General features: G+C 35.8%; 30 protein-coding genes and 2 pseudogenes. 16 read left to right on the forward strand and 16 right to left on the reverse strand.

The window, feature by feature from the left end; translation table 11 throughout:
• Positions 1 to 450: 450 nt before the first annotated feature.
• The 4 genes from QCQ61_RS13345 (at position 451) to QCQ61_RS13360 (ending at position 2298) form a co-directional block, all read left to right on the forward strand.
• Positions 451 to 672: a helix-turn-helix domain-containing protein gene (locus tag QCQ61_RS13345; RefSeq protein WP_279448141.1), complete on the forward strand. Its 222-nt coding sequence runs from the start codon at positions 451 to 453 to the stop codon at positions 670 to 672.
• A gap of 206 nt (positions 673 to 878) precedes the next feature.
• Complete coding sequence (locus QCQ61_RS13350; protein ID WP_279450267.1) at positions 879 to 1238, forward strand: DUF4411 family protein; 360 nt, start codon at positions 879 to 881, stop codon at positions 1236 to 1238.
• Between the two features lie 521 nt (positions 1239 to 1759).
• The gene (locus tag QCQ61_RS13355; RefSeq protein ID WP_279448142.1) at positions 1760 to 2002 is read left to right on the forward strand and encodes a hypothetical protein; all 243 of its coding nucleotides are present in this window, start codon (positions 1760 to 1762) and stop codon (positions 2000 to 2002) included.
• Positions 1984 to 2298 carry a type II toxin-antitoxin system RelE/ParE family toxin gene (locus QCQ61_RS13360; protein WP_279448143.1) on the forward strand — a complete coding sequence of 105 codons (315 nt, stop codon included), beginning with the start codon at positions 1984 to 1986 and terminating at the stop codon, positions 2296 to 2298. The genes QCQ61_RS13355 and QCQ61_RS13360 overlap by 19 nt, the downstream gene beginning before the upstream one ends.
• 85 nt (positions 2299 to 2383) lie before the next feature.
• Here QCQ61_RS13360 and QCQ61_RS13365 read toward each other — a convergent pair whose 3' ends face one another.
• Both QCQ61_RS13365 and QCQ61_RS13370 read right to left on the reverse strand, forming a co-directional pair.
• Complete coding sequence (locus QCQ61_RS13365) at positions 2384 to 2968, reverse strand: VapC50 family PIN domain-containing toxin (protein ID WP_347814835.1); 585 nt, start codon at positions 2966 to 2968, stop codon at positions 2384 to 2386.
• Positions 2937 to 3398, reverse strand: coding sequence for a helix-turn-helix domain-containing protein (locus QCQ61_RS13370; RefSeq protein ID WP_279448144.1), 462 nt, complete (start codon positions 3396 to 3398; stop codon positions 2937 to 2939). Before QCQ61_RS13370 ends, QCQ61_RS13365 begins: the two co-directional genes overlap by 32 nt.
• A 359-nt stretch (positions 3399 to 3757) precedes the next feature.
• Here QCQ61_RS13370 and QCQ61_RS13375 point away from each other — a divergent pair, with 359 nt between their 5' ends.
• The 7 genes from QCQ61_RS13375 (at position 3758) to QCQ61_RS13405 (ending at position 10006) form a co-directional block, all read left to right on the forward strand.
• Positions 3758 to 3886, forward strand: a complete 129-nt coding sequence (locus QCQ61_RS13375) for a hypothetical protein (protein ID WP_279448145.1) — start codon at positions 3758 to 3760, stop codon at positions 3884 to 3886.
• Positions 3887 to 4201: 315 nt separating this feature from the next.
• Positions 4202 to 5362, forward strand: coding sequence for a T9SS type A sorting domain-containing protein (locus tag QCQ61_RS13380; protein ID WP_279448146.1), 1161 nt, complete (start codon positions 4202 to 4204; stop codon positions 5360 to 5362).
• Positions 5363 to 5409: 47 nt separating this feature from the next.
• Positions 5410 to 6639 (forward strand): IS256 family transposase, encoded by a 1230-nt coding sequence (locus QCQ61_RS13385; RefSeq protein WP_279448147.1) that lies wholly within the window; start codon positions 5410 to 5412, stop codon positions 6637 to 6639.
• Between the two features lie 643 nt (positions 6640 to 7282).
• Positions 7283 to 8038, forward strand: coding sequence for a hypothetical protein (locus QCQ61_RS13390; RefSeq protein ID WP_279448148.1), 756 nt, complete (start codon positions 7283 to 7285; stop codon positions 8036 to 8038).
• Positions 8039 to 8056: 18 nt separating this feature from the next.
• Positions 8057 to 8467, forward strand: coding sequence for a DUF5675 family protein (locus QCQ61_RS13395; RefSeq protein WP_279448149.1), 411 nt, complete (start codon positions 8057 to 8059; stop codon positions 8465 to 8467).
• 1077 nt (positions 8468 to 9544) lie between these two features.
• Positions 9545 to 9823 carry a hypothetical protein gene (locus QCQ61_RS13400; protein WP_279448150.1) on the forward strand — a complete coding sequence of 93 codons (279 nt, stop codon included), beginning with the start codon at positions 9545 to 9547 and terminating at the stop codon, positions 9821 to 9823.
• A gap of 12 nt (positions 9824 to 9835) precedes the next feature.
• On the forward strand, positions 9836 to 10006 hold the full coding sequence (locus QCQ61_RS13405) for a hypothetical protein (protein ID WP_279448151.1): 171 nt from the start codon (positions 9836 to 9838) through the stop codon (positions 10004 to 10006).
• A 1194-nt stretch (positions 10007 to 11200) separates the two neighbouring features.
• Here the strand turns inward: QCQ61_RS13405 and QCQ61_RS13410 are convergent.
• Positions 11201 to 11419: pseudogene (locus tag QCQ61_RS13410) on the reverse strand (acetyltransferase); the annotation flags it as partial.
• Positions 11420 to 11433: 14 nt separating this feature from the next.
• Here QCQ61_RS13410 and QCQ61_RS13415 point away from each other — a divergent pair.
• The 3 genes from QCQ61_RS13415 to QCQ61_RS13425 all read left to right on the forward strand — a co-directional run bounded on the left by QCQ61_RS13415 (position 11434) and on the right by QCQ61_RS13425 (position 13430).
• Positions 11434 to 11700: a hypothetical protein gene (locus QCQ61_RS13415; protein WP_279448152.1), complete on the forward strand. Its 267-nt coding sequence runs from the start codon at positions 11434 to 11436 to the stop codon at positions 11698 to 11700.
• A gap of 324 nt (positions 11701 to 12024) precedes the next feature.
• Positions 12025 to 13020: a HipA domain-containing protein gene (locus tag QCQ61_RS13420; protein ID WP_279448153.1), complete on the forward strand. Its 996-nt coding sequence runs from the start codon at positions 12025 to 12027 to the stop codon at positions 13018 to 13020.
• Positions 13021 to 13025: 5 nt separating this feature from the next.
• Positions 13026 to 13430: a HipA N-terminal domain-containing protein gene (locus tag QCQ61_RS13425; protein ID WP_279448154.1), complete on the forward strand. Its 405-nt coding sequence runs from the start codon at positions 13026 to 13028 to the stop codon at positions 13428 to 13430.
• 299 nt (positions 13431 to 13729) lie between these two features.
• Here the strand turns inward: QCQ61_RS13425 and QCQ61_RS15560 are convergent.
• From QCQ61_RS15560 to QCQ61_RS13440, 3 genes and pseudogenes are all read right to left on the reverse strand, one after another.
• Positions 13730 to 13939 (reverse strand): annotated as a pseudogene (locus tag QCQ61_RS15560) (ATP-binding protein); the annotation flags it as partial.
• Positions 13912 to 14124: a hypothetical protein gene (locus tag QCQ61_RS13435; RefSeq protein ID WP_279448155.1), complete on the reverse strand. Its 213-nt coding sequence runs from the start codon at positions 14122 to 14124 to the stop codon at positions 13912 to 13914. The pseudogene QCQ61_RS15560 and the gene QCQ61_RS13435, both read right to left, overlap by 28 nt.
• Complete coding sequence (locus QCQ61_RS13440) at positions 14115 to 14525, reverse strand: LuxR C-terminal-related transcriptional regulator (RefSeq protein WP_279448156.1); 411 nt, start codon at positions 14523 to 14525, stop codon at positions 14115 to 14117. Before QCQ61_RS13440 ends, QCQ61_RS13435 begins: the two co-directional genes overlap by 10 nt.
• 260 nt (positions 14526 to 14785) lie before the next feature.
• Here QCQ61_RS13440 and QCQ61_RS13445 point away from each other — a divergent pair, with 260 nt between their 5' ends.
• Together QCQ61_RS13445 and QCQ61_RS13450 are read left to right on the forward strand one after the other, a co-directional pair.
• A complete protein-coding gene (locus QCQ61_RS13445) occupies positions 14786 to 14998 on the forward strand; it encodes a hypothetical protein (RefSeq protein ID WP_279448157.1) in 213 nt (70 codons plus the stop codon).
• A 12-nt stretch (positions 14999 to 15010) separates the two neighbouring features.
• The gene (locus tag QCQ61_RS13450; RefSeq protein ID WP_279448158.1) at positions 15011 to 15181 is read left to right on the forward strand and encodes a hypothetical protein; all 171 of its coding nucleotides are present in this window, start codon (positions 15011 to 15013) and stop codon (positions 15179 to 15181) included.
• Positions 15182 to 15297: 116 nt separating this feature from the next.
• On the opposite strand, the gene QCQ61_RS13455 is transcribed toward QCQ61_RS13450, so the two are convergent.
• The 10 genes from QCQ61_RS13455 to QCQ61_RS13500 form a co-directional block, all read right to left on the reverse strand.
• Positions 15298 to 15885 carry a sugar transferase gene (locus QCQ61_RS13455; RefSeq protein ID WP_279448159.1) on the reverse strand — a complete coding sequence of 196 codons (588 nt, stop codon included), beginning with the start codon at positions 15883 to 15885 and terminating at the stop codon, positions 15298 to 15300.
• Between the two features lie 36 nt (positions 15886 to 15921).
• Positions 15922 to 16764 carry a sulfotransferase family protein gene (locus QCQ61_RS13460; protein ID WP_279448160.1) on the reverse strand — a complete coding sequence of 281 codons (843 nt, stop codon included), beginning with the start codon at positions 16762 to 16764 and terminating at the stop codon, positions 15922 to 15924.
• A gap of 4 nt (positions 16765 to 16768) precedes the next feature.
• Complete coding sequence (locus QCQ61_RS13465) at positions 16769 to 17974, reverse strand: glycosyltransferase family 4 protein (protein WP_279448161.1); 1206 nt, start codon at positions 17972 to 17974, stop codon at positions 16769 to 16771.
• 2 nt (positions 17975 to 17976) lie between these two features.
• Positions 17977 to 19152, reverse strand: a complete 1176-nt coding sequence (locus QCQ61_RS13470) for a DegT/DnrJ/EryC1/StrS family aminotransferase (protein WP_279448163.1) — start codon at positions 19150 to 19152, stop codon at positions 17977 to 17979.
• Between the two features lie 17 nt (positions 19153 to 19169).
• Positions 19170 to 20303, reverse strand: a complete 1134-nt coding sequence (gene wecB, locus QCQ61_RS13475) for a non-hydrolyzing UDP-N-acetylglucosamine 2-epimerase (RefSeq protein ID WP_279448164.1) — start codon at positions 20301 to 20303, stop codon at positions 19170 to 19172.
• 116 nt (positions 20304 to 20419) lie between these two features.
• On the reverse strand, positions 20420 to 20788 hold the full coding sequence (locus QCQ61_RS13480) for a GxxExxY protein (protein ID WP_279448165.1): 369 nt from the start codon (positions 20786 to 20788) through the stop codon (positions 20420 to 20422).
• Positions 20789 to 20880: 92 nt separating this feature from the next.
• Positions 20881 to 21999 (reverse strand): polysaccharide biosynthesis C-terminal domain-containing protein, encoded by a 1119-nt coding sequence (locus QCQ61_RS13485; RefSeq protein ID WP_279448166.1) that lies wholly within the window; start codon positions 21997 to 21999, stop codon positions 20881 to 20883.
• A 108-nt stretch (positions 22000 to 22107) separates the two neighbouring features.
• The gene (locus tag QCQ61_RS13490) at positions 22108 to 22527 is read right to left on the reverse strand and encodes a WxcM-like domain-containing protein (protein ID WP_279448167.1); all 420 of its coding nucleotides are present in this window, start codon (positions 22525 to 22527) and stop codon (positions 22108 to 22110) included.
• A gap of 105 nt (positions 22528 to 22632) precedes the next feature.
• On the reverse strand, positions 22633 to 23643 hold the full coding sequence (locus tag QCQ61_RS13495; RefSeq protein ID WP_279448168.1) for a polysaccharide biosynthesis protein: 1011 nt from the start codon (positions 23641 to 23643) through the stop codon (positions 22633 to 22635).
• Positions 23627 to 24292 (reverse strand): CatB-related O-acetyltransferase, encoded by a 666-nt coding sequence (locus tag QCQ61_RS13500; protein ID WP_279448169.1) that lies wholly within the window; start codon positions 24290 to 24292, stop codon positions 23627 to 23629. The genes QCQ61_RS13495 and QCQ61_RS13500 overlap by 17 nt, the downstream gene beginning before the upstream one ends.
• Position 24293: the final 1 nt, after the last annotated feature.

A 24293-nucleotide genomic window follows, 5' to 3' on the forward strand; every position in this document is an offset into this window, starting at 1 on the left:
GGCCTAAATTTGAAGGGACAAGATTTTTCACTGCATAGGCACGAATTTTAAATGATTAATGTTTAATGTCTAATTGAGTATATGCAATTTTTAATTTATCAATATTGCGAGGACTAGTGCAGTGGAAGAAGCGTATGACTTTGAAGGAAAGTTGAGAAGAAAATATCAGCCAAGCCAAATACAAAAAGGCGTGGAACTCAACTTACCGGATTGGGGTACTGGTATACCTGACAACGATAAGAAAGCCACGCCCGGGTCGTGAACAATCTGCTTATCGTCTCATTGTCTAAAAATTACCAGTTTTCAATCCGAGATTCAAAGCGAATGCTTCTAATATTTTTGCTTATAGAAGAATCGCAAATTTATGTTAATGAAACAAATATAAAAAAAATATTTGATTAACACATATATGTGTTAATAAAATTCTTTTGCAATTGCAACTTTTATGGAATGGGAAATGATCACTTCAATAAAATTCGAATCCATATAGGCTGTGTTGTCAAAAAATACCGCGAGGAAAATGAACTGTCACAGTTTAAACTAGGATTGGAAATTGGAAAATCTGCTAATCAAATAGGGCGCATTGAAAGAGCGGAAAGTAATCCTACCGTAGCAACGTTAGTTGACTTAGCTGATTTTTTTAAGATTGATATTAAGGAGTTTTTTATTTAAGTTATGTTTTGGTTTAAACTATGCATATGTCCCCACCCACCCGCCTGCCGGACGGGCAGGAAACTGCCAGAAAGGGCTGTTTTGACCTCCCCAGAGGGAAGGTAGGCTTGAGTTTTAAAATAATGTGTTTCTGGAGATACTGTTTAAACTTCTGGCATTATTTGAATAAACTGAATTATGCAAACATATCGCATTAAAGTAACTCAATTTTAACATGTAAGCTTCCTTTAAAAACAAAAGATTTACTTCCACCTTCAACAAAGAAATTTTACAACCTTTTAAATGATAATTTCAGAACACCTTTATCGAGACGACTTAATGATGCTGAATTTGAAGAGCGTAAAAAAGAATTTTTAGAAACAGCTGATGCAAGAATGATAATACTTGCTTTGATAAAGAAAAGTGAAAAGGAGGAAATTGTTATCATTACGGAAGAATCTGAAAATGGAAATGACCACAAAGCATTTAAAAAAATACCTTCTATCTGTAAGATGCTTGACATTAAAGTAATGACACTACCTGATTTATTAAAAATCTATCAAGGTATTGACATTGAATTCAAATAAAAGCCAGCGTACAGCAACGGCAACCGTTGCACAACCCCATAATTTATAAAAACCCAACTCATATAAGCCGCTTTAAGCGGCTTTATTTTTTTGTTCAGATTTGAAAATGGGTAAGATTTGGGATCCTTAGAAGGAATGCTTAATCCCCGCCACCGCGCTCCCGAGACTTGGGGAGCATCGCGTGTGCCACAACATTATATTTCATTCCCACTAGCGCCTTTACCAAGCAAAATTGAATCAGAAAGCGTATCAATTTATTGTTGCATTTATATTGCTTTTCATTGGCTTTTGAAACCGACAAAATATTTATATTTGGTATTCTCCCTGGTTAAAATACACACTATTACGGTTTTCCGTATAAGCGGAAACGGATTTTGACTTATATTTGAAAAAGACAAACAAAACTACAACGCGCTACAAGTGCGATATATACGTCACTTTTATGTTGTATATACGCATGTTGTGCAACATTAGGAAAAACAAGAAACTTTTCGGATATTTATAACTTAAACTTAAGTAAAATGGCAACTGTAGATAATATACGAAACGGACTGATAGACAAGATATTATCCATTAGGAATAAAGATTTTTTAGTCGCTTTAGACAAATTAATCACTTCAAGTTCTTCGGAATCTGATATTATTGAATTGACGAAAGAACAAAAAATTATGCTCGAAATGAGTGAACAGGATATTAAAGAAGGAAAACTGATTTCTCAAGAAGCTATGGATAAAAGAAATCTAGAATGGCTAAACGCAATGTAATTTGGACTAGAACAGCCGACCTTCAATTTGTAGGAATTTTAGAATATTGGGTAAATAGAAATAAATCGAACACATATTCAAAAAAACTCTTGAAATTAGTTTCGGAAAGAACAAAACAAATAGCCGAACAACCATTAATTTTCAAAGTGACTGATTTTACAGATACGAGAGTAGCTTCACTTGGGAATTTCAGCATTTTCTATAAATTTAATGATAAAGAAATAATAATAACAGCAATTTGGGATAACCGACAAAATCCTAAAAAACTGTTGAAAATTTTGGAAAACAAAAAATAAGGTTGCCCCCGCACTGCCGCGCGATTGCAATAATATTGAATTTCTGCACTTATCTTGACGGTACCCTTGGCAATAATTTGATTGACTACAACTGGGAATGAAGAAAATCGGCAGTATCTTTTAACCCTCTCTTTCTAAGTATATCCAAAACTTGAAACTCATCCAAATCTGGATTTCTTCTATTTAAAACTAATTCTTTAAAAGCTTTAACTGCCTGTTCCGGATTTAAATCGATTATATCTGTCAAAAAATCATCCGCTGTTTTTACTGTTAACCCAAAAGACGATAAATATTCTTTAGGAAAATCCTTTATATTGTTTGTTACAATAACATTTGCATTTGTTTTAATTGCTGCTGCAAGTACATGTCTGTCTTTAGGGTCAGGTAATTCTAAACTACCAACTAAACCAGAATAATTTTTAACTAAAGCATCTGGGAACGCTTTATTTACTCTATCTACTCTTTTATTTGCTTCTACCTCATTAATACCTTTTCTTGACGTCACCGCTTTCCATTCATTAAAAATATGTGTACTCCATTTTGGAGTAAACAAATCATAATAGGCAAACCAAAATAACAGGTCCCGGATTTCAATTGGATAAATTACATTGGTATCTAAAACACATTTAAATCTAACGCTATGAATTATATAGTCCCAATTCTTCGTCAGACTTCATAATATCAATAATATTTTGTTTCTGAATTTTCTTCATATTCTTTTTATATCTCATAACATCTTCGAACTTAATTCTTCTGTGTTTACCAACTTTAGTATATTCTATTTGCCCGTCTTCCAGCAACCTAACTATATGAGGTCTTGAACAACCTATGATTTCAGCTGCCTTTTGAGTTGTAACTTCAGTTGCAACAGGAACCAATGAAAATGGTTTACCTTGACTCATCGCTTTTAGTATTTCATTTAAAAACTTTAAGGCACTTAAAGGTATTTTAATCCTCTCTTGTGTTTCTTGAATTTCAATCTCTGGATTTTTTGACCGTAATTGATCAATAACAGAAGTCAAAGCATCATACGATTCTACAGCTAATTTTTGCTCGTCCTTTGAAAGTTTATTAATTTTAATGAAAGTTTCCTTCGTCACTGCCGTTTTTAGATAGTTCTACCCAATATTAATCGAAACAGCCATATATTTTAAATTTAAAAACTACAACGTATCATATAGAGGCATAGATGGCACGACTCCTAAGTGGGAACGGAATGCGCCTCTTACACCACCGCACCCTTCGGTTCCGCTTCGGAAAAACCTGCGGGTGCCTCAAATACCACGATTCAAATATGTAAATTATCATTCGTACTACTCTACTAAACAAACATAACCTTTTCTCATTAACCTATTTACGGTGATTGTAGCGCGCAATATGAGGCTTGGGGCTACACCTTCCTCAAATTTGTTAATTTTGTTCGATTTATGCCAGTGATTTCAGTTTAAATTGCGCATATATGTCCCCACCCACCCGCCTGCCGGACGGGCAGGAAACTGCCGGAAAAGGCAGTTTTGACCTCCCCAGAGGGGAGGTAGTCTGGAATTTTAAGGCAATGTATTTCTGGCGATTCTATATGGACTTTTAGTGTTATGGATATACTTGACTGAGCGAATTTAAAGTTTAAAGTTACTTCTATCTTTATAACATCTAATATGATATAGCCTACTTAACCAAAAATTATTATATTTGATATTCTCCCCAATTAAAAAAAAACCCACACTTACGGTTTTCCGCAATGCGTGGGTTTTTGTTTAGATAGCATTTGTCACAATTAATTGCGTTTAGAACGCTTGGCACTTATATAAACTTACATTTTTAGGACACCAATAATTATGATAAATAATCATACATTTGACGCAAAACAATCACAGGCTATTTCTATATGTTACAATTCCTTTTTATGTTAATGACACTTTTTAGCGGTCAATTTTTGGCGGCACAGATAGTAAACATTCCGGATGCCAATTTTAAACAAGCGCTTTTAGAGAACCACCCGGTTATAGATACCAATGGAGATGGGGAGATACAGGTAAGTGAGGCTGAAGCTGCGACCAATATTTTTGTACACGACAAGAATATAACGGATCTTACGGGGATTGAGGCTTTTGTAAATATAACGAGTTTAACCTGCTCCTCAAACCCAATAAGTACAGTAGATTTATCAAATAATCCCGATTTAGAATTATTGGTTATTGGTAGAACGAACTTGAGTAGTCTTGATATTTCGCAAAACACAGCCTTGTTTACTTTATATATAGATAATACTAACATCACAGAAATTGACACTTCGAACCACCCTAATCTGGAATTTTTGAATGCAGCCTATGGGAGTTTGGAAAGTGTGGACTTATCAAACAATCCCAATCTTGTAATTTTAAAGCTAGAGGACACCAATGTTGAAACTCTGGATTTATCGTCTAATCCACTTTTGGAGGCGCTGGGAATTTACGGTACTGTGATTGACGATCTGGATTTTTCACTACTGCCGAACCTAAAGATTATAAGTCTAGGAAATAATAACATAGAAACTATAGACTTTTCAGAAAATCCCGATTTATGTTCCGTATTTATTGGCAATTGTCCTGCTTTGGAATATATCAATCTAAAAAATGGCAATAATGAGTTGTTAGTGCCCAATACAGACTGTAGCATAAATGTAACCCATGGCGGATTATCATCTACCTCGGGTTTAAATGTTATAAGCAATAACCCAAATTTATCAACTATTTGCGTAGATGATGTAGATTTTGCGGAGCAGAACTTTACATTGGTGCCACCACAAACCCAATTTACTGAAGACTGCAATCTCGCTATTAATGAATATGCTTTTACTTCACTTCAATATTATCCCAATCCAGTTGGAGATGTGTTGAATATAAACTTGGATCGAATGATTACGAAGGTTGAAATATATTCGGTTTTAGGGAAAAGAATTAAGGATTACACTATTGATACCAAGCAGGCACAGTTAAAGGTTGATGACTTAACAGAAGGCATTTATTTTGTTACTGTTTTTACTGAGGATTTTAGGAAAGTGTTCCGAATTGTAAAGAGCGGGTGAGTCTATTCAATTAAGTGTGTCAATTTATAATTTAATAAATTAGACATATGAAAAGTACAGAAAGTAATTTAGATATGGAAGCTCTCATAAAACAAATGGGCGAAGAGCTTCGATCCGGCAAACCACTTACAGGAACTGGTGGTGTTTTCACTCCATTGATAAAAAAAGTGATAGAATCGAGTCTCGAGGGCGAAATGGATGCCCATCTCAAACAAGAAGGCAAGACATCAAAGAACCGTCGCAATGGGCGGGGGCGAAAAAATGTCCTTAGCTCTTCTGGTGGGCTGGAAATTTTTTCGCCGCGTGACCGCAATGGTACGTTCGAGCCCCAAACAGTAAAAAAGCGACAGCGCAGGCTTGATATGGATCTTGACAAGAAGATTCTGTCCCTTTACGGTCGCGGGATGAGCTACCGTGACATTCAGGACCAGTTAAAGGAAATGTATGATGTTGAGCTGTCCGTAGGCACCCTGAACGCAATAACCGATAAGATACTTCCAGATATATTGGAATGGCAACAACGCCCCTTGGAGGGCGTATATCCAGTAATGTGGCTCGATGCAATGCACTTCAAGGTAAGGGAACACGGAAAAGTTGTTACAAAAGCTGTTTATAATATCTTGGGAGTCAATCGGGACGGAGAGAAACAGGTTCTGGGGATTTATTTTGGTGATAATGAATCCAGTAGTTTTTGGAGAAGTGTCCTTCACGAGCTTAAACAACGTGGTGTCCAGGATATATTTGTAGCCTGTATTGATAACCTAAGCGGTTTTGGCGATGCCGTTGAGGATATCTTTCCCCAGACCGATGTACAGTTATGTCTGGTACACCAAATGCGGAACAGCATAAAATATGCATCCCACCTTGATGTCAAGCCTTTGGTAAAGGATCTGAAAAAGATATACACAGCTCTGAATGAACAAGCGGCCGCTCAATATCTGGTACAAGCTGAGGAAAAATGGGGAAAGAAGTATAAAGTTATTTTTAGAAGTTGGAACAATAACTGGGTCAGACTGACCAATTTTTATAAATACCCGCCAGCACTCAGAAGAGTAATCTATACCAACAATCCCATTGAAAGCTACCACAGAATGGTACGCAAGACAACAAAAACAAAAGGGGCTTTTACATCAGAAAATGCAATTGTAAAACAATTGTATCTTGCAACAGTAAATGCACAGACTAGATGGAATGGAACTATGTTTGCATGGACATCCGTGAGAAGAGACCTCGTAGATTATTTTGATAACAGATTTTTAACCGATGACACACTTTAATGAACACTCCCGAGCGGGTCTAGATAATAACTTCACCGAATTATAAAACTTCTTTTTCTTTAATATTTTCTGAAACATAGACAACTTCTGATTATTGTTTTGCTGCACGTGCTATAATATGCATTATTTGCCTTCCTATTCTATTTAATACAATTTCAACATTATTTGAACTTCTGCTGAGAGGTTTTTTATTATTTAATTTGGAGGCCTGAATTCTATCCATATACTTTTTGGGTTGGTAGAAACTGTTCTACGTCCCTACCCGCTTGCGATTCTGTTGGACAGGAAATTGCCGATAAGGAGTCACCCACTCGACTTACTGTTTGGTCGGAAACCAGCAGGGCAATATAGCCCCACCAATCCGCCTTACCGTCGGCTAGGAAACCACCAGCAAACACACCCAAAATCATCAAAATCCCTACCCGCCGATGTACTATTGGGTGGAAGACCCCACCCAAAACCGCCTGAAATGGCGGTTTCGACCTCCCCGAAGGGGAGGTAATTCGGAATTTTAAGGTGAATTTTGTGCGGGTGCAAGAATATGCAGATATATGCAAAAATATGCAATCTGTGTTTTGAAAAATTGTATTGGAGGGTTGTGGTTGTAGGTTTGGGCTATGTTTAACCCTTAAAATTTGTTATTATGGCAAAACAAAAAGGAATTGTAAAGTTAAAAGGTACGATAGGAGATTATACCTTTTACAAATCTGAGGACGGGTTTATGGCCCGTCAGAAAGGCGGTATTGAGAAGAACCGCATTTTGAATGATCCCGTATTTAAGCGAACACGCGAGAACGGGATGGAATTTGGAAGAGCCGGAAAAAGTGGACAGCTAATTCGGAAAGCAGAGCGCGTGCTCTTGAGACAGGCGAGTGACAATCGCGTTACCTCGCGATTGGTGAAAGTGTTGATGGCGATCATTAAAACCGATCCGTTGAATAAGCGCGGTAGCCGAACCGTACAGGACGGAGATATGGCCTTGTTGAAAGACTTTGACTTTAACCTGAAAGGGAAGCTAAATACCGTGTTCTTTAACGGGTATAGTTTGGTATTTGACCGTGCTGCAGGTAGCTTGGATGTTGAAATTTCGGAATTTATTCCCAATGAGACCATCGATGCTCCAAGGGGTACCACCCATATTCAAATAGTGGGAGGTATTTGCGCATTGGATTTTACCAATAAAAGTTTTGAGGAAGATCATACTTTTTCGGCAATTATTCCTTGGGATACGACGCTACAAGCGCCCATTACCCTTAGCAGCACCATTAGCCCGGCGAGCACCTTACCGGTAATCCAGGTTGTTGGTGTAAACTTCTTTCAAGAAGTGAATGGGGAAATGTATCCGCTTAGAAACGGAGCGTTTAATGCCTTGACGATAATTGAGGTAGATCAGTTGTAATCTTTAAATGGAATCGTTATGGAATTTTATCTTCATAGAATTCATTATAAAGGCGGAACAAACGGCGCGTTATTTCATAAGCAACAGTTTCTGTGCTTCTGCATAGAGTTGCCTTGGCGATTGAACGCCCGGAATGTTTCCTGTATTCCTGACGGCACCTATGAGATGCGACCATTTTTCTCTCTGCGTTTTAAACATCATTTACGATTGATAGACGTACCTGGGAGAAGTGGCATACTATTGCACCCGGCAAACAATGCTCAAACTGAGCTTCGGGGCTGTATAGCACCTGTGTCGCAGTTAACAGGCATTGGCAGAGGTCTTGGATCTCGAAGAGCTTTGGATAAGGTCTTAATGCGGATTGAAGGGCATCGGGAAACGCATGAAGCGATTACGTTGACAGTGATATCGGAGTTATCCGGTAGGTAGTCCGTTGGCGGTTGTCAGTTGTCGGTTGGCGGTTGTCAGTTGTCTGTTTTCGGTTTTCGGTTGTCGGTTTTCGGTTGTGGGTTGGCGGTTGTCGGTTGTCAGTTGGCGGTTGGCGGTTGTCAGTTGTCTGTTTTCGGTTTTCGGTTGTCGGTTTTCGGTTGTGGGTTGGCGGTTGTCGGTTGTCAGTTGTCGGTTGGCGGTTGTCAGTTGTCTGTTTTCGGTTTTCGGTTGTCGGTTTTCGGTTGTGGGTTGGCGGTTGTCGGTTGTCAGTTGGCGGTTGGCGGTTGGCGGTGTTCTCCTAGGCTGAAGCTTCGGGGGACGAAGTAGTGGTAATTGCTTTTGCGATGAGGGTGGGACGTGGGTAAATGGGGGGAATGGTGGATTGGTGAATTTGTTAATTGGTTAATTGGTTAATTGGTTAATTTGGGATTTGTTAATTGGTTAATTTGAAAATGGAAAAGCATTTCTTTACCCCAGCCCTAAAGGGTGGAAATGCTTTTTGGATAGTTAACACGATTAGTATTAAGAGTTCCACGTCATACGTCATAAGTAACCCTTCGACTGCGCTCAGGGGGACGGGTTTGGGGATTTGTGATTTGTTAATTTGGGATTCGTTAAATTGTTAATTCGGGATTTGTTAATTCGGGATCTGGTGATTGGGGATTGGGGATTCGTCAATTGGTGATTTGTGATTTGGGGTTGGGAAGGAAAGCATTTCTTGCCCCGACCCTAAAGGGTGGAAATGCTTCTTAAGTTTTGATTCTACGACTGAGCTTACTTCGACTCCATTCAGTGATCGGGGTTTGACCCTTCGACTGCGCTCAGGGCGGCAGTTCTTTGGATTTGTTAATTTGGGATTCGTTAAATTGTTAATTCGGGATTTGTTAATTCGGGATCTGGTGATTGGGAATTGGGATTGGTTGAATTTGGAATTCGTTGATAAGTGCGGTCTGAGGAAAGAAACAGGACTGTTGTGGTACTGGGAACAGGAAGCTCTTCTAGCCTTTCCAGTAGTAAAGGTGGGACAAGCTCTTCAAAGGATGGAAATAAAATATGTATAATTTAAAAAATTAGATTATGAATTTATTTGAACGAATAGTGCGGCCTACGCCACGATTTTTTAGGAGGCTGCGGAATATTGGGATTGGGTTGTCGGCTATAGGTGGGGCTATAGTGGCGGAGGCTTATTTTTTGCCGAGCGTGCTGACTAAAATTGCTGGGTATCTGATTGTTGCAGGTACAGTGGCCTCTGTGGTAAGCCAGACGGTGATTAATGATAAAAATGATGATGACTATCCCCCACCCGATGGAATGGCAGCTCCAGGACCGAATCCGTTATTGGATGTTAATCGATAAATACGAGAAATTATGGACAATTATAAGATAAGTATTTTTGGAGGAACGGTATTTGGGATATTACCTAATTTACCGATAGAGGATATAATGGTAACCGTTTGTATGGCTATTATTGGGACTATTAGTAGTTATGTGGTAACCGTGCTACTGAAATGGATTAGCAAGCGGTTGGAAAAGCTGTAATATTTTAATATGTTTTTTTGAGAAGGGGGCTTCTGGGTGACTGGGGGCTCTTTTTTTTGGTTATTTTTTATTATTTATTATTATTATTTATTGGTGGCTGCTGAATTGGTTAAGTTTTGATTCGTTAATTGGAAACCACGAATACACGAATTGTTTTTCTTTACATTGCTCGAAAAAGTGGCACAAATCAAACCGTTATAGGTTTTTCGGTCGTAGACAAACTGGCACAGTTTGAACCGAAATCAGTGGCACAAATTGAACCGAATTAACCACAAAGAACTCTAAGAAGGCACAAAGGACACAGAGAGGTTGTTAGTTTGTTAATTGGTGATTCGGGATTTGTTAATTGGTTAATTCGGGATTGAGGATTTGGGATTCGGGATTTGGGATTTGGGATTTGTTAATTGGTTAATTTGTTAATTCGGGATTCGGGATTCGGGATTTGGGATTTGTTAATTGGTTAATTTGTTAATTCGGGATTCGGGATTCGGGATTTGGGATTTGGGATTTGTTAATTGGTTAATTTGTTAATTCGGGATTCGAGATTCGGGATTGGTTAATTGGTTAATTGGTTAATTGGTTAATTGGTTAATTAGAAAATAAAAAAGTATTTCTTTGCCCCAGCCCTAAAGGGTGGAAATGCTTATTAGGACTTTTACGGTTTGACTGCGCTCCCTTCGACTTCACTCTGGGACTGGGGTTATTTTTTTAGTTATAGTAGATTGTCTTTGGTTGGTAGTTATGAGTTGTGAGCTGGTTGACGGTTGTAGTTGGTTGTTAGGTGTTTTGTTAATTGGTGAATTGGGGATTTGATGCAAATTTTTATGATTATATCGAGAGTTGAAATTCACACAGATACCATTGGTTAATACTTTTAAGGTGTGTTAGCAGAACTATCAAGGTTTACAAACACTACAAGCCGTATAGCCTGCGTCTTTAGCATTTGTTTTGCTAGTCTTTATTTTGCTCTTTTTAAGATAATGGCAGGTTTCTTTGTGATACTTCGTGCCGGTTTTGGTGATATAGACTACCTCTTGGACTGGATGTATTTGAGAGATTGGCGCTGGTAACGGGGCGTTGGCAAAATTGGGGAAAATGCAGAATGCAAGGAATAAGAAAAATAAGAGTAGTTTTTTCAACATAGTAAATGCTTTTGAAGGCTAGGTGAAAATAATAAATTAATGATGGATTCAGCTAGTTTTTGTTGTACTTAACAATCCTCCCAGGATTGCCAACAACAACCGCCCCATCAGGTACATCTTTTAAAATTACCGCCCCTGCTCCTACAGTGACCCATTTTCCAATTTTTACTTCTGGTATCACACAGGCTCCAATCCCAATATGGGTGCCTTCTCCTACGTGTACTCCCCCGGCTAAGCTAGCATTAGGCGATATATGTACAAAATCTTCAAGCGTACCTAGATCAAGTGGAGTTTGCTCAAAAAATTGATGTATCTGAAGGTTATATAGGAAATATTGAGAATTCAAAAAATCCGGCAAAAGCAAATACTAGATTGATTGCGAGAATTGCTTTAGCACTTAAACAGACCTCTTATTTTGAAATACTACCCAAACAAATCGTTAAAAACGATATTGTTAAATTAAGACTTGAATTATTTGATATAAATACTAGAAATCAAGCACTTGATAGTAAGGGCAATGTTCCAGAGAGGTTAAAAATACTTTCTAAATAAATTTTAACTGATGAAGAGTTTAAAATTTTCAAAACAGAAAAATTGCCCTATTGTACAATAGTAAAAAAATAAAATCTTGATTATATAGCGTAGTATTATTAGACTAGCATTTATGTCTATGCCTTTGTTGGAATTCCTATACAGGTATTGTATTTAGTTAAACGGTCATTAAACGTGTTACAAAAACTTATTCCTTATAATTATAATTTCACTCCTGTTAAATTATTTTGTTACGATTTTCTGAAATTGAACGGGGTTTAATTAGGTTATAAAAAAAGCTATATTGCAATTAAAATACTGTAAGTTTTCTAATCATTGTTTTTAATGTCCACTCCACTTACCAGAGAATCTGTGATACACAAAAGCGGCACTAATCCTACACACGGGGTAATCAAGCCCATGCGAAAGAAATATTATAAGGTTTTAACTGAATCTGTTGGCGGCGATGCGCCGAAAGATGTAATAAGATTTTATGAGTACGGAAGAGGAAGAGTAAAGAATTCGAAGTCTTGGCCAAAATACATTGCCAAAATAGGTCATAAATGGTATCCAAATGAGAGCATAACAGAGCATTTTATGACAAGTATCGGTAAATCTTTCGGCATAGAAATTGCAAATTCAAAGTTAGTTTTTGCAGAGGGCTATGTGAGGTTTTTGAGTGAGCATTTTCATAGTGAAGAACAATCTCTTATTCATGGAGCAAACATTCTGTCTAGGTACTTGTCTGAAAAAGATACAAAATGGTTAGATGATTTAGACAATCAAAAATTGCTCAAGGGGGAAATCAATATACAAGATGTAATTTTAGCTCTTCAAGATGTTTTTCCTAATGAAACTATATTGGATTGCTTTGTTGATATGTTATTGTTTGATTGCTTGACTGGAAATAATGATAGACATTATTATAATTGGGGAGTTGTGACTCACATTCGGAATACTCATGCCCCTTACTTTTCTCCTATTTACGATACGGCACGAGGATTATACTGGAACAGGGATGAAAATTTTATACTATCTTTGCACAGGGATGCAGAATCGACACAAAATAATAGACTTAATAAATACGTTAATAAATCAGTACCCAAGATAAGTATACCAGAGAATGAAAAGTGTAATCATTTTCAACTTATTACATATCTAAGGGAAAATAACTTTATAAAAGAGCAACATATAGTCCGATGGACTAATAGTACAAGTTTAGAGAAGACACTACATATTCTTAGGAAGGATTTTATGAAACTTTTCACAAAGGAAAGAAGTGAAATTATTGAGAAAATTCTTAAATTAAGATTTCAAAAGCTTCAAGACATTATTAAGTAGAAACTATGTTAAAGCAGTTTAAAAAATATATCAAGTCACAGTCCAAGGCTAAAGATTTACCTTGTACATATGAACAAATAAATCAGAATCCGAAATTCCAATTAAAATATAATGAAAGTATTATTGGATATTTGGACTATGATGGTACTGTATGGTCTTTCATTTATTCTACATGGTTTAAGGACCAAAGTGAGTTGGAGCCTCTATTTGAGTTTCCTTTAAAAGACAAAGTTTATATCTCATCAGAATTATGGCCATTTTTTGAAAGTCGGATCCCTTCACTCAAACAACCCAAACTTCAAGAATATTTGGAATCGCATCCTTCTGATCGTAATAATAAAGTTAAGCTGTTAGAACTTTTTGGAATAACTTCAGTAAATAATCCTTATAAGTTAACTTTGAACCTTTAAGGAGAATTTTTTAGTTTTTATTCATCTAATATACAACTTGCCACTAATAGGATTATTTCATCTCAATAATTAGTTCGGCTTGATTTATACAAGCGATAATAATTTTATAGTGTTTGGCTTTGGGGTTAAAATAACATTTTAGAATCTATCGATTACCGCCAATATTGAGCGTGTAGATAGTCTGCGTCCAGCCACAGCTGTCAAAGCTCATCCGCTGGCTATTTCGGAGTGATGGTGCCACCTGTTTCGGTCAAACCGTGCCACTTTAAAAGATACTACAATTATATAAAAATTAAATGTTATTCGTTCCTTAAAGCTCCTTTTCTTAAGGATTCCCCTTTGAGGTCGATCCTGTGGGAGGAATTTACGATCCGGTCCAGGATAGCATCAGCAATAGTCCCCTCACCGATGATATCATATCAAGCGGAGACTGGGATCTGGGATAGGATGATGGTCGAAGATCGGTTGTAGCGGTCATCGATTATGTCCATAAGTGATTCTCTTGCATGGCATAGAGAAAATCCTCTAGTTTTTGGCTTGGGACAGCCATGGCAAAGCTATAATCAGAATAAGGAAGGCAGGCCACAAAGACCTGTACGGAGATGATTTCTCCAGTATAGCGATTGATATAAGAAAGTGGTTTTCCAGCAAAATCAATATAAAGCTTGTCCCCTGGATGGTGTTCTAATACCATTGTAGGTTTACTGCTTTTATGTATTGCTGTAAGTGATAACAAAACTGGGAATAACTGTATGGATTTGCGTTATCCACACAATATTCCTCATAAAGCACTTTTCGATTTACACCGACTTTTTTAAGCTCTTTAGCAAAATACTTTAATCGGACTTTAAGCGGCTCATAGCGATCATCTTTGAAGGATGGATTTCCTGCTAAAAGCTTCGCTTCTAGAATTGGATCCTCCAATTTTAGCAGCTCAGCTATCGGCACGTTGCCAGTTTCGACTTTTCTGATGTACTCTTTTACCGTGTTCTTGCTTATTTGCAAGTTGCGAGCAATGGTTTTTATTCCTTTGCCTTTAAGGCGCATACGCAGCATTTGTTTGACTTGACTCATAGGTTTAGGTTTTCCTGCCATTTTCTTATCCTTTGGTTATTCACCAAATAAACCTAAAAATCAAATAGAATCTCTTTAAAGAGGGGTCAGCTTGCTCCGGAACATCAGGTCCACTTTTAAACAAAGGGGGTCAATTTGCTCCAGAATCTTACCCGTAAAGAGCTTCTGTATTTATGTGAAGGGGGGCAGCATCCGCCAGAATGGCAAGCTGAAATATACAGCCAGTAGAGGGGTCAGCTTAGTCCAGTCTATCCAGGAGGCTGCGGAATATTGGGATTGGGATGACGGCTATTGGAGGAGCAATTGCAGCGGAGGCTTATTTTTTACCGAATAGTCTTACGAGAATTGCGGGATATCTGATAGTGGCAGGTACGGTCGCAAGTGTGGTAAGTCAAGCGGTGATAAATGATGGGAATGATGACGATGATGAATATCCTCCATTTAACGGTTTTTCCACCCCAGGACCTAATCCACTTTTGGATGTTAACCAATAAAAATTCGAGATTATGGACAATTATAGAATTAGTATAGTTGGCGGAATGGTATTTGGAATATTGCCCAATCTACCGATGGAAAATATTATGGTAACAATGTTTATGGCTACGTTTGGAACTATTATCAGTTTTGTAGTAAGTGTGTTACTGAAATGGATTAGCAAACGGCTGGAAAAGCTGTAATATTTTAATATGTTTTTTTGAGAAGGGGGCTTCTGGGTGACTGGGGGCTCTTTTTTTATAGGGTATCATTTTGGCGGAGCCATTTAAACAAAAATATCCATTAGAAGGATTTTGGATTAATCTCGCTGGAAAATAGTATCAATAATATAGCCAATATCCTTTACAAGAGAATAATTGTTTATGTAGTATATATTCAATCTAACCTTTTCAGGCCAAATTACTTCTATATTATATTTTTCAGGATCTTCTTGTTTAGCTAACAAAACTTCCTCATTTTTAAATATAATAGACGCAGGACCCGTAATTCCTGGCCGAATTTTAAGAATAAGTCTTTCCTCTCCTTCGAGCTTGTCAGCCAAACCGGGAACATCAGGACGAGGACCTACAAAACTCATATCTCCGAGTAACACATTCCATAACTGGGGCAGTTCATCTATTTTTGTTTTACGCCAAAAACGACCAATTTTGGATATTCTTGGATCCCCATCTGTAGTAACGGTAGTAACAATACCAGGAATATGGCGCATGGTTCGTATCTTTATAAGTTTGAACAATTTTGCGTCCCGTCCAACACGAGTTTGTATAAAAAAACCGCTTAATCCTGTATCCAATTTTGAAATTAAGGCGGCTAGAATTATAAGCCACCAAAAACTCATTAAACCTATGAATGATACAATGATATCAAACAATCTTTTAACTTTCATTTCATTTTGTGTCATATTTCCCAGGTGTATGCTTATCTATTTTATATATCCCAATTTTATAAGAGTTGATTTCAACCTATTATTTAATTCTTCATAATCTTTATTCGACAATTTATTTTTTGATTTACCAATATTAGAAGATTTTAATGTTGAATAGTCAAAATCTTCTTCATTTAAATTTAGAAAGTCTGCAATACGAAAAAATTCGTTCTTTGGATTTTTAACTAAATTTTCATAATAAATGTCAAGCCTGTTTTCTACCTTTATTTTTGCTCTATGCTTAATTATAGATTCTGTACATTGATTCCATTGTTTTGTGCAAAATTCCAAAGCAGTGAATTTATCTAGGTCATTCCAACAACCCTTATACTGCACTCCCCATAAATATTTTTTACTTGGGACAAGACCCAATTTAATTTTTAAGGTATCGTATGCATAAGTTAATAGAAAAGGAAAAACTTGAAAAATTGGGATGGAAAATAATTTTTTAAATAAGTAGCTATTACTAGGAGCTTCCCCCCATTGTCTAACGACAGATTCTACCACATCCCTGCCATCTCTGTATAGAATAATAAATTTAGCATTTGGAAAAATTTCAAGTAAAAAAGGTATTCTCAAAGAATTACCCACAGTCTTTTCAATAAGAAATGGTTTATTTTTAGCTTTTTTGTTAAAGTATTTAAAAATAAATCGTTTAAATTGAGGCTTTACATCTCTAACCTCCAATTCATCATGGTCAATATCTTCATTGAATCTCTTCCATATAAAATTTATGTCATACTCAATTTTTTCAATTTCAGAATTTGTAGCAATTGTATCTCTTAATATTTTTGTTCCAGAACGAGCTGCACCTATAAGAAAAATTGGTTGATATTTCATATCGTTAAATGCTGTTTATTAATTTAGACCATTTATTCAAGATTACCTCTTCTCCAAATTCTTGTTGTGCTATTTCTTTAATATAACCTTGATTTGAATTTTCATTCTTTTCATAATATTCTATAGTAGCACGTTTCATTTCATTCAAATCATCGGGTGCAGCTACAAAACCAATTTTTTTATCAATAATAAATTTCGCTAATTCTGAAGATTTATTTAAAATTGCAAGAATAGGTAATCCTGCATTTAGATAAGTCATTGTCTTGCTTGGATAGGCAGTTTTATAGGTAGGTTCAGAAATAGATACAACTCCAATATTTGATTGTTCCAAGGCTTTGGATGCAATTTCAGATTTTAAATATCCTAAAAAGAAAATTGATTTATTTAATAAATTACCTGCTTGATTAATTAAATTTTTACTTTCTACCCCATCCCCTATAAACACAAACTTAATTTGATGATAATTTTCACATTTTATAGCCAATTTTATAATGCTATTTAAATTTTGCAGTTTTCCTAAATTGCCACAGAACACCACAATAAAATCGGTATCTTTTATACCGTAATCGTTATAATTAAAATATTGTTCGTTAGTTGTTTCAGTTCGAATAAAATTATTTATAATTGTAATCTTTGAATGGTCTATTCCTCTTTCCTTAACTAAGGTGTTTTTCATATCTTCAGATAAGACCACTATTTTACTTGCTTTTTTATTATTTTTTTTATCAATAAATCGCAAAACATTGAAAAATATTTTGGAGTTCAAGTTTTTATTATAATATGCAATTTCAGGGTAAATATCTTGACAATGATAAAGGTATTTACTACCCTTAATAGAAGATAGAATACGTATTACAGTCGCTATAATTATAGGAGGGGTAGTAGCTACTGTAATGAGATCATATTTGGGTCGAAATAAGATTTTGAAAAAAACATTTATCGCGAATAAAAGAGTATTAATTATTCGTATAACAAAATTTCTATTTTTTTCAGGTAATAACTGAATTCGAGAAATATTGATTTTATTTAAGGATTCCTTTCGCTTAACTCCTACGGTAGAAGCTCCATAATAGGACGGCATGCTGGATAGCACCTCTACACTATGTTCAGTAGATAAATGTTCAGCAATTTTTTTTAGCATCACTGCATATGCTGGTGTATCTGGATAATAATACCGGTGAACAATTAAAATTTTCTTGGTTTTATACATAGTTATAATTCCTCAAACGACACAATTTGGCTGCGCTGAATTTCTAAAAAATCTGCTATACGCTTTTTAAGATTATTATTAACCGAAAAGTCTGTTGGTAGATTAACTATATGATTAGCTAATTTTTCAGATATCGGATATTTGTTTGGTATTAAGAACCATTTTTGAAAGTCTTCCTTAATAGGGTGAATTTGACTAATAAACCAATCGTGAATTGGTAGTTTATATTTTTCAGCCTCTTGTAGAAAAAAATCTCTATCCTTAACAAGAATTGGGTATTTTGTATAAGTATGCTCTGCATACGGAGGTGCAAAAAGTTTTTCTTTACCTAAATCAATTAATATGTTGTCATAATATTTCGCAATATTTTGTCTAAAAGTGACATTATCTTTAATTCTCTTTACTTCAAAAACTCCTTTTTTACATTGAACATTACTTAAACCTTTTAAATAATCTGTAGGCATTTCAGTCGATCCCATTTCTCCACCAGAAGAAGAACCAATAACTATATTTTTTTTTGACAAGTACCTATATAGCTTTAAAGCATTCCAATATAATGCTTTGTAACCTAGAATATTTTTAGCGAAAAGTTGAATTTTTAGAACTATTTCATCCTTTAAAGAAGGAGTTACAAGCTGCCTTTCAAACTCATTCATTTTTTCTCTCAAAATGGGGTTTTTAATAATTGCGAAGCCCCCAATTCCAGTAGAAAACATTTTGTTCCACTGACTTGAGAAAAAAGCAGCATCCACTGTAGTGCCATTGAGGTGGTTTTTATAGCTACCCCCAAAACCATGAGTACAATCTTCTATTACAAATAAATTATGTTTTTTAGCAATAACTTTTAAAGCATCCATGTCACTAGAAAGCCCAAAAGTATTCTGTGCTAAAATTACTTTTGTTCTATTAGTAATGGCATTTTCAATTTTTGAAATTTCAATATTATATGTCTTTGGGTCAACATCCACATAAACGGGCTTTAAGTTATTATAAATAATGGCGTTAGGCACGACGACACATGTAAATGCTGGTATAATGATTTCATCATTCTCTTGCAATTTTAAAGATTTTAATATGCCAAATAATGATACTCGACCTTTCCATGTTAATATTACCTCCTCTACTTCACAATTTAAAAAAGCAGCTATTTCCTTTTTTAATGCTAATTGATAGTTCATTTTTTTTATTATTTACTTTATTCGCTCCAAACTGTTCGCTTTATATAATCTGTATAAGAAATAATAATCCTCACAACTTTTTCAGATACATTAGGCATGCTATAATCAGCAACTCTCCTAAAATTTCTTTCAGGATCTAAGTTTTGTGTTTGCAGTTGCACTAAACCTTGAAGAATGCGATCGGTATTTAAGCCAACCATCATTACGGAAGCTTCTTCCATTGCCTCAGGTCGTTCATGTGCATCGCGAATATTTAAGGCTCTAAAATTGAGTATAGATGACTCCTCACTGATTGTGCCAGAATCTGATAATACAGCATAAGAATTCTTTTGTAAGGCATTGTAGTCGTGAAAGCCTAGAGGTTTTAAAAACTGAATGTTAGAATGTGTTTCTGCTTTTTTCTTTTCTATCATATTACGTGTCCGAGGATGCGTAGAAACAATAACTGGATAGTCGTACTGCTCAGCAATAGTGTTTAGACTATCAATCAAACCCTTAAAGTTCTTTTCTGAACTTATATTTTCTTCCCGATGTGCAGATACAACAAAATATTTGTGCTTTTCCAAATTTAATTTGATCAAAACTTCTGAAGCTTCTATTTGAGACAAATAATGATTTAAAACCTCAAACATAGGGGAGCCAGTCTTTATGATTCTATCTGCCGGCAAACCTTCTCGTAATAAATATTCCCTTGCAATATCGCTATAAGTTAGATTTATATCGCTTACGTGATCTACTATTTTCCTATTTGTTTCTTCTGGAACTCTTTGGTCAAAACATCTATTACCAGCTTCCATATGAAAAATAGGAATACGACGTTTTTTAGCGGCAATCGCACAAAGACAGGAATTGGTATCGCCAAGAACTAAAAATGCATCTGGGTTTACTTCCTCAAGTACTGGGTCGATATTTATTAATATCTGTCCTGCTGTTGTAGTGGCGTTAGTTCCTGCAGCATTTAAAAAGTGGTCTGGTTTGCGGAGGCCAAGGTCTTCAAAAAAAACTTCGTTAAGTTCGTAATCGTAGTTTTGTCCTGTGTGAACTAGAATGTGTTCGATTGCTTCAGATGCATCTAGGGCGGCTATTACTCTGGATAATCTTATAATCTCAGGGCGGGTGCCGACTACTGTCATTACTTTTAATTTCTTCATTCTGGATGGAACGCGGAATACACTGACTTAACGGATTCTCACGGATTTTTTTAATTTATAAATACTTTTTTTTGGAACGCAGAACACACGGATTTAACGGATTCTCACGGATTTTTTTAATTAGTATATATTTTTCTTTTGAACTGAGGTTTCTTTCCAAAATTCAATAACAGTCCAATTTCTATCTCTGTAGCTTTTAAATAGTTTAATAGTTGAAACTCATGTTCTTCACAGAGATTTTCAGCAGCTTTAAGCTCTATAATTATTCTTTCTTCTACCACTATATCTGCAAAATACTTACCAACTTGTTGCTTTTCATAAAACACGTTAATAGGCATTTGTTTCTGAACAATTAGACCCATTTTGCGAAGCTCTATCATCATTGCATTTTCATATACTCTTTCCAAAAAACCATAACCTAATGAGTTATAGACTTTATAGAATGCCTTGATTATCTTATCAGATATATCTTCATGTAACAGCATATTATATCACTATTTCTATGATTAACTATTATAGACGCAAATTTATAATAAATTCTGTGCTTATCTGCTAAATCAGTAAAATCAGTGTTCCCTTAAACTTCTTCAAAATAAGTATCAGCATCATTCTCATCATAAAACTCATTTATCCAGAAATTGGTGTACAATACATCGTCACCAATGTTTTTGATGTTATGGGTGTACCAAATTGGCATATCTACATATGCCGGCTCTTCTCCGTCTAAATAAAAATCAAACACCTCGTCGGTTCCTATTTTTCGCAACTGAATTAATGCCTTTCCTTTAATTACCGCAAAACGTTCTATTTTACGGGTGTGGTAATGGTTTCCTCTAGTGATTCCTGGCACCGTGGTAGAAAAAGACACCTGCCCTCCCACTCCCAAACGGATAACTTCTACAAAAGAACCTCGTGGGTCCGTATGCTGTTTGAACTTTACAGGAAAGTAATTGGCAATATCCATATAACAGCGATAGGTGTTGAATAGATTTAATTCAAAGGAGTTGTTAATTGCAGGAATTTCTCCTCTGTCTTGATATTGTAATTTATAGTTTTGAAGCAAACTCAATAATTCAGATACTTTGGCTTCAGAAGTATGATCTACTGTATACTCAGCTTCATTTTTCGTCTCTCGAATTATTTTCAATATTTCTTCTACCAACTCACCCACATAGATAAGCTTCAAATCTCCATCAACTTGGATTTCTGGACTTTCACCATTTGCAATTTGATGCGAGAATGTGGCAACTACCGAGTTGTAGTATGGATGCCCAAAGGGTCCAAAGACATTGGGTATTATCATCCCTGTAAAAGTTGTGTTAGCTTCTTTTGCCCATTGAACAAATAGCTCCCGACCTTCTTTCTTAGATTTACCGTATAGATTATCTCGTTCTTCTTGAGATGAGGAAGACATAATTATATGTGCTTTGCTTTCTGTACGCTTTAAGGACGCTATTAGATTCTCTACAAGCTCTACATTTGTTTTATAGATAACTTCTTGATCATTGTGACGATTCAAGGCAGCAAGGTGAACAATCACATCACATTTTGAAACGAAAGTATCTAATTCCTTTTCACTCTTGAAGTATTCTTTTTGAAATTCAATTCGTTCAAACTCCTTAGGATGCAATCCTAGGGTGTTGTATAAATGTGTGCCAACAAATCCGTGTTGGCCGGTTATTCCTATTCTTAACATATGTACTCTATTATCATTTATTGTTTCTCGCAGATTGACGCGGATTTAAAAAACCGCAGATTTTCGCGGATTCTAAATTTTTATATGCGATAACCATTTTAATAAAAACTATGAATTAAAATAATCAATCTCAAATCGATATTCGTCCTCCACCTCTCCTATTAAATAATCTGCCATAACTAATAATTTTGAGCTGCGCTCTAATGCCTGAATCCTACTAACATATCCATTAGGAATGAATAGTACATCAAGTTTATCAGATAATAATTCAAATGAAGACAAATTGCAACCCTTAGCTGGGTTATCCCACTTATCTATAGCAATCAATTCAATTTTAAATGAACCACTTACCGCCGAAAACCAGCGTCTTTCAATTTTATGGCCTTGCCATCCTCTGAAGGTTCTAGTACTCCAGTTTTCAATTCTGTAAATACGTTTTACATCTGTTAGATTGAAATCGTTATTATAACAAAGTTGTCCTCGTTCATCGGTGTGTTCTCCGCCTTTAATTATATATGGTACTTCCATTATTATTTTCTTATTTCTCGCAGATACACGCAGATGTAAAAACCGCAGATTTTCGCTGATTTAATAATCTCCCAAATCAGCGAGAACTATCTCACAAGAACCCTCTTATGATTTCATCATTGACTGCACAATCGGAAGTCCTTTCAACAACTTCTTCATACCCTCCACATCCTGTTGCTCGGTATTATGTGAATTATAATCTTCAATTTCTGAAATGGCAGCTTCACCTTCAGAAAAATATTGCGCATAATTAAGGTCTCTATTATCTGCTGGGATTCTATAAAAACCACCCATATCTTCTGCCTTTATCATTTCCTCTCTGGTACAAAGTGTTTCATAGAGCTTTTCACCATGTCTAGTTCCGATTATTTTTATCTCACTGTCAGATTTGCAAAGTTCTTTTAATGCTTGCGCCAAATCGCCAATTGTGCCCGCTGGTGCCTTATTTACGAATAAATCTCCTGCATTGCCCTTTTCAAAAGCAAAAAGCACCAATTCAACTGCCTCTTCCAAAGACATTAAAAAACGAGTCATTTGAGGGTCTGTAATAGTGATAGGGTTTCCATCTTTTATTTGTTGTAGAAACAAAGGAATTACTGATCCCCGAGAGGCCATAACATTTCCATAACGAGTTAAACAAACAGTGGTTTTATTTAAATTACGAGACGCAGCTACAGCAACTTTCTCCATTAGAGCTTTAGAAATTCCCATTGCATTAATTGGATAAGCGGCCTTATCTGTACTTAGACATATTACTTTTTGAACATTATTTGCATCTGCAGCGTCTATAACATTTTGCGTTCCGAATACATTTGTACGCGTGGCTTCAATTGGAAAAAACTCACAAGAAGGTACTTGTTTTAATGCGGCAGCATGAAAAACATAATCTACACCACGCATTGCTCGTTCTATACTGTCATAATTTCTAACATCTCCAATATAAAATTTGAGCTTGTCACTTTTTAAAGCAATACGCATATCGTCTTGCTTTTTTTCATCCCGGCTGAAGATGCGTATTTCTTTGAAATGATCGGTATCTAAAAACCGATTTAATACCGCGTTCCCGAAAGAACCCGTGCCACCAGTAATTAGGAGGATCTTATTTTTGATTTTCATTTTCTAATCTTATAAGTTTATCGTTTGTCAATTCCTCAGTAAATAGAAAAATATTATTTTTGAGAATTACTTCTTTCATTTCCCACCATTTGATGGATTGTAGACTATTTATAACTTTATCTGGAAACCTCTTTCTTATTAATTTTGCGGGAACACCTCCGACAATACTATATGGCTCAATATCTTTGGTCACCACCGAATGGGCTCCTACAATAGCTCCATTACCGATTGTGATACCTGACATCACTGAACTATTCGCTCCTATCCAAACATCGTGACCTATGAAAGTTTTTTTAGGGGCATCATCATAAAATCTCTGATTTACCCATTTCGAACCTGTACCATTTCGTGGGCTAAAAAATATAGGAGAAGTTGAAATAAAGTTAATTGGGTGGGATGAGTAACCAATATTAATATTCCTTGAAATTGAGCAAAACGAACCTATTTCGACATTATTAAAGGTACAATTGGAGCCTACATATGTATATCTTCCAATTTTAGTTTTTCTCAAAATGGTATATCGATTAATCAATGAAGTTTTGTGAATCACTGAATCCTTATCTAAAATCGATAGGACGGAAATTTTTCTATTCAGAACTCTCATCCTAAGAGTAGACGGAGAAAAATATTGAAAAAATCGTTTAATCATA

This window comes from Aequorivita marisscotiae, from assembly GCF_029814825.1.
In the GTDB taxonomy this organism is placed as follows: Bacteria; Bacteroidota; Bacteroidia; order Flavobacteriales; family Flavobacteriaceae; genus Aequorivita; species Aequorivita marisscotiae.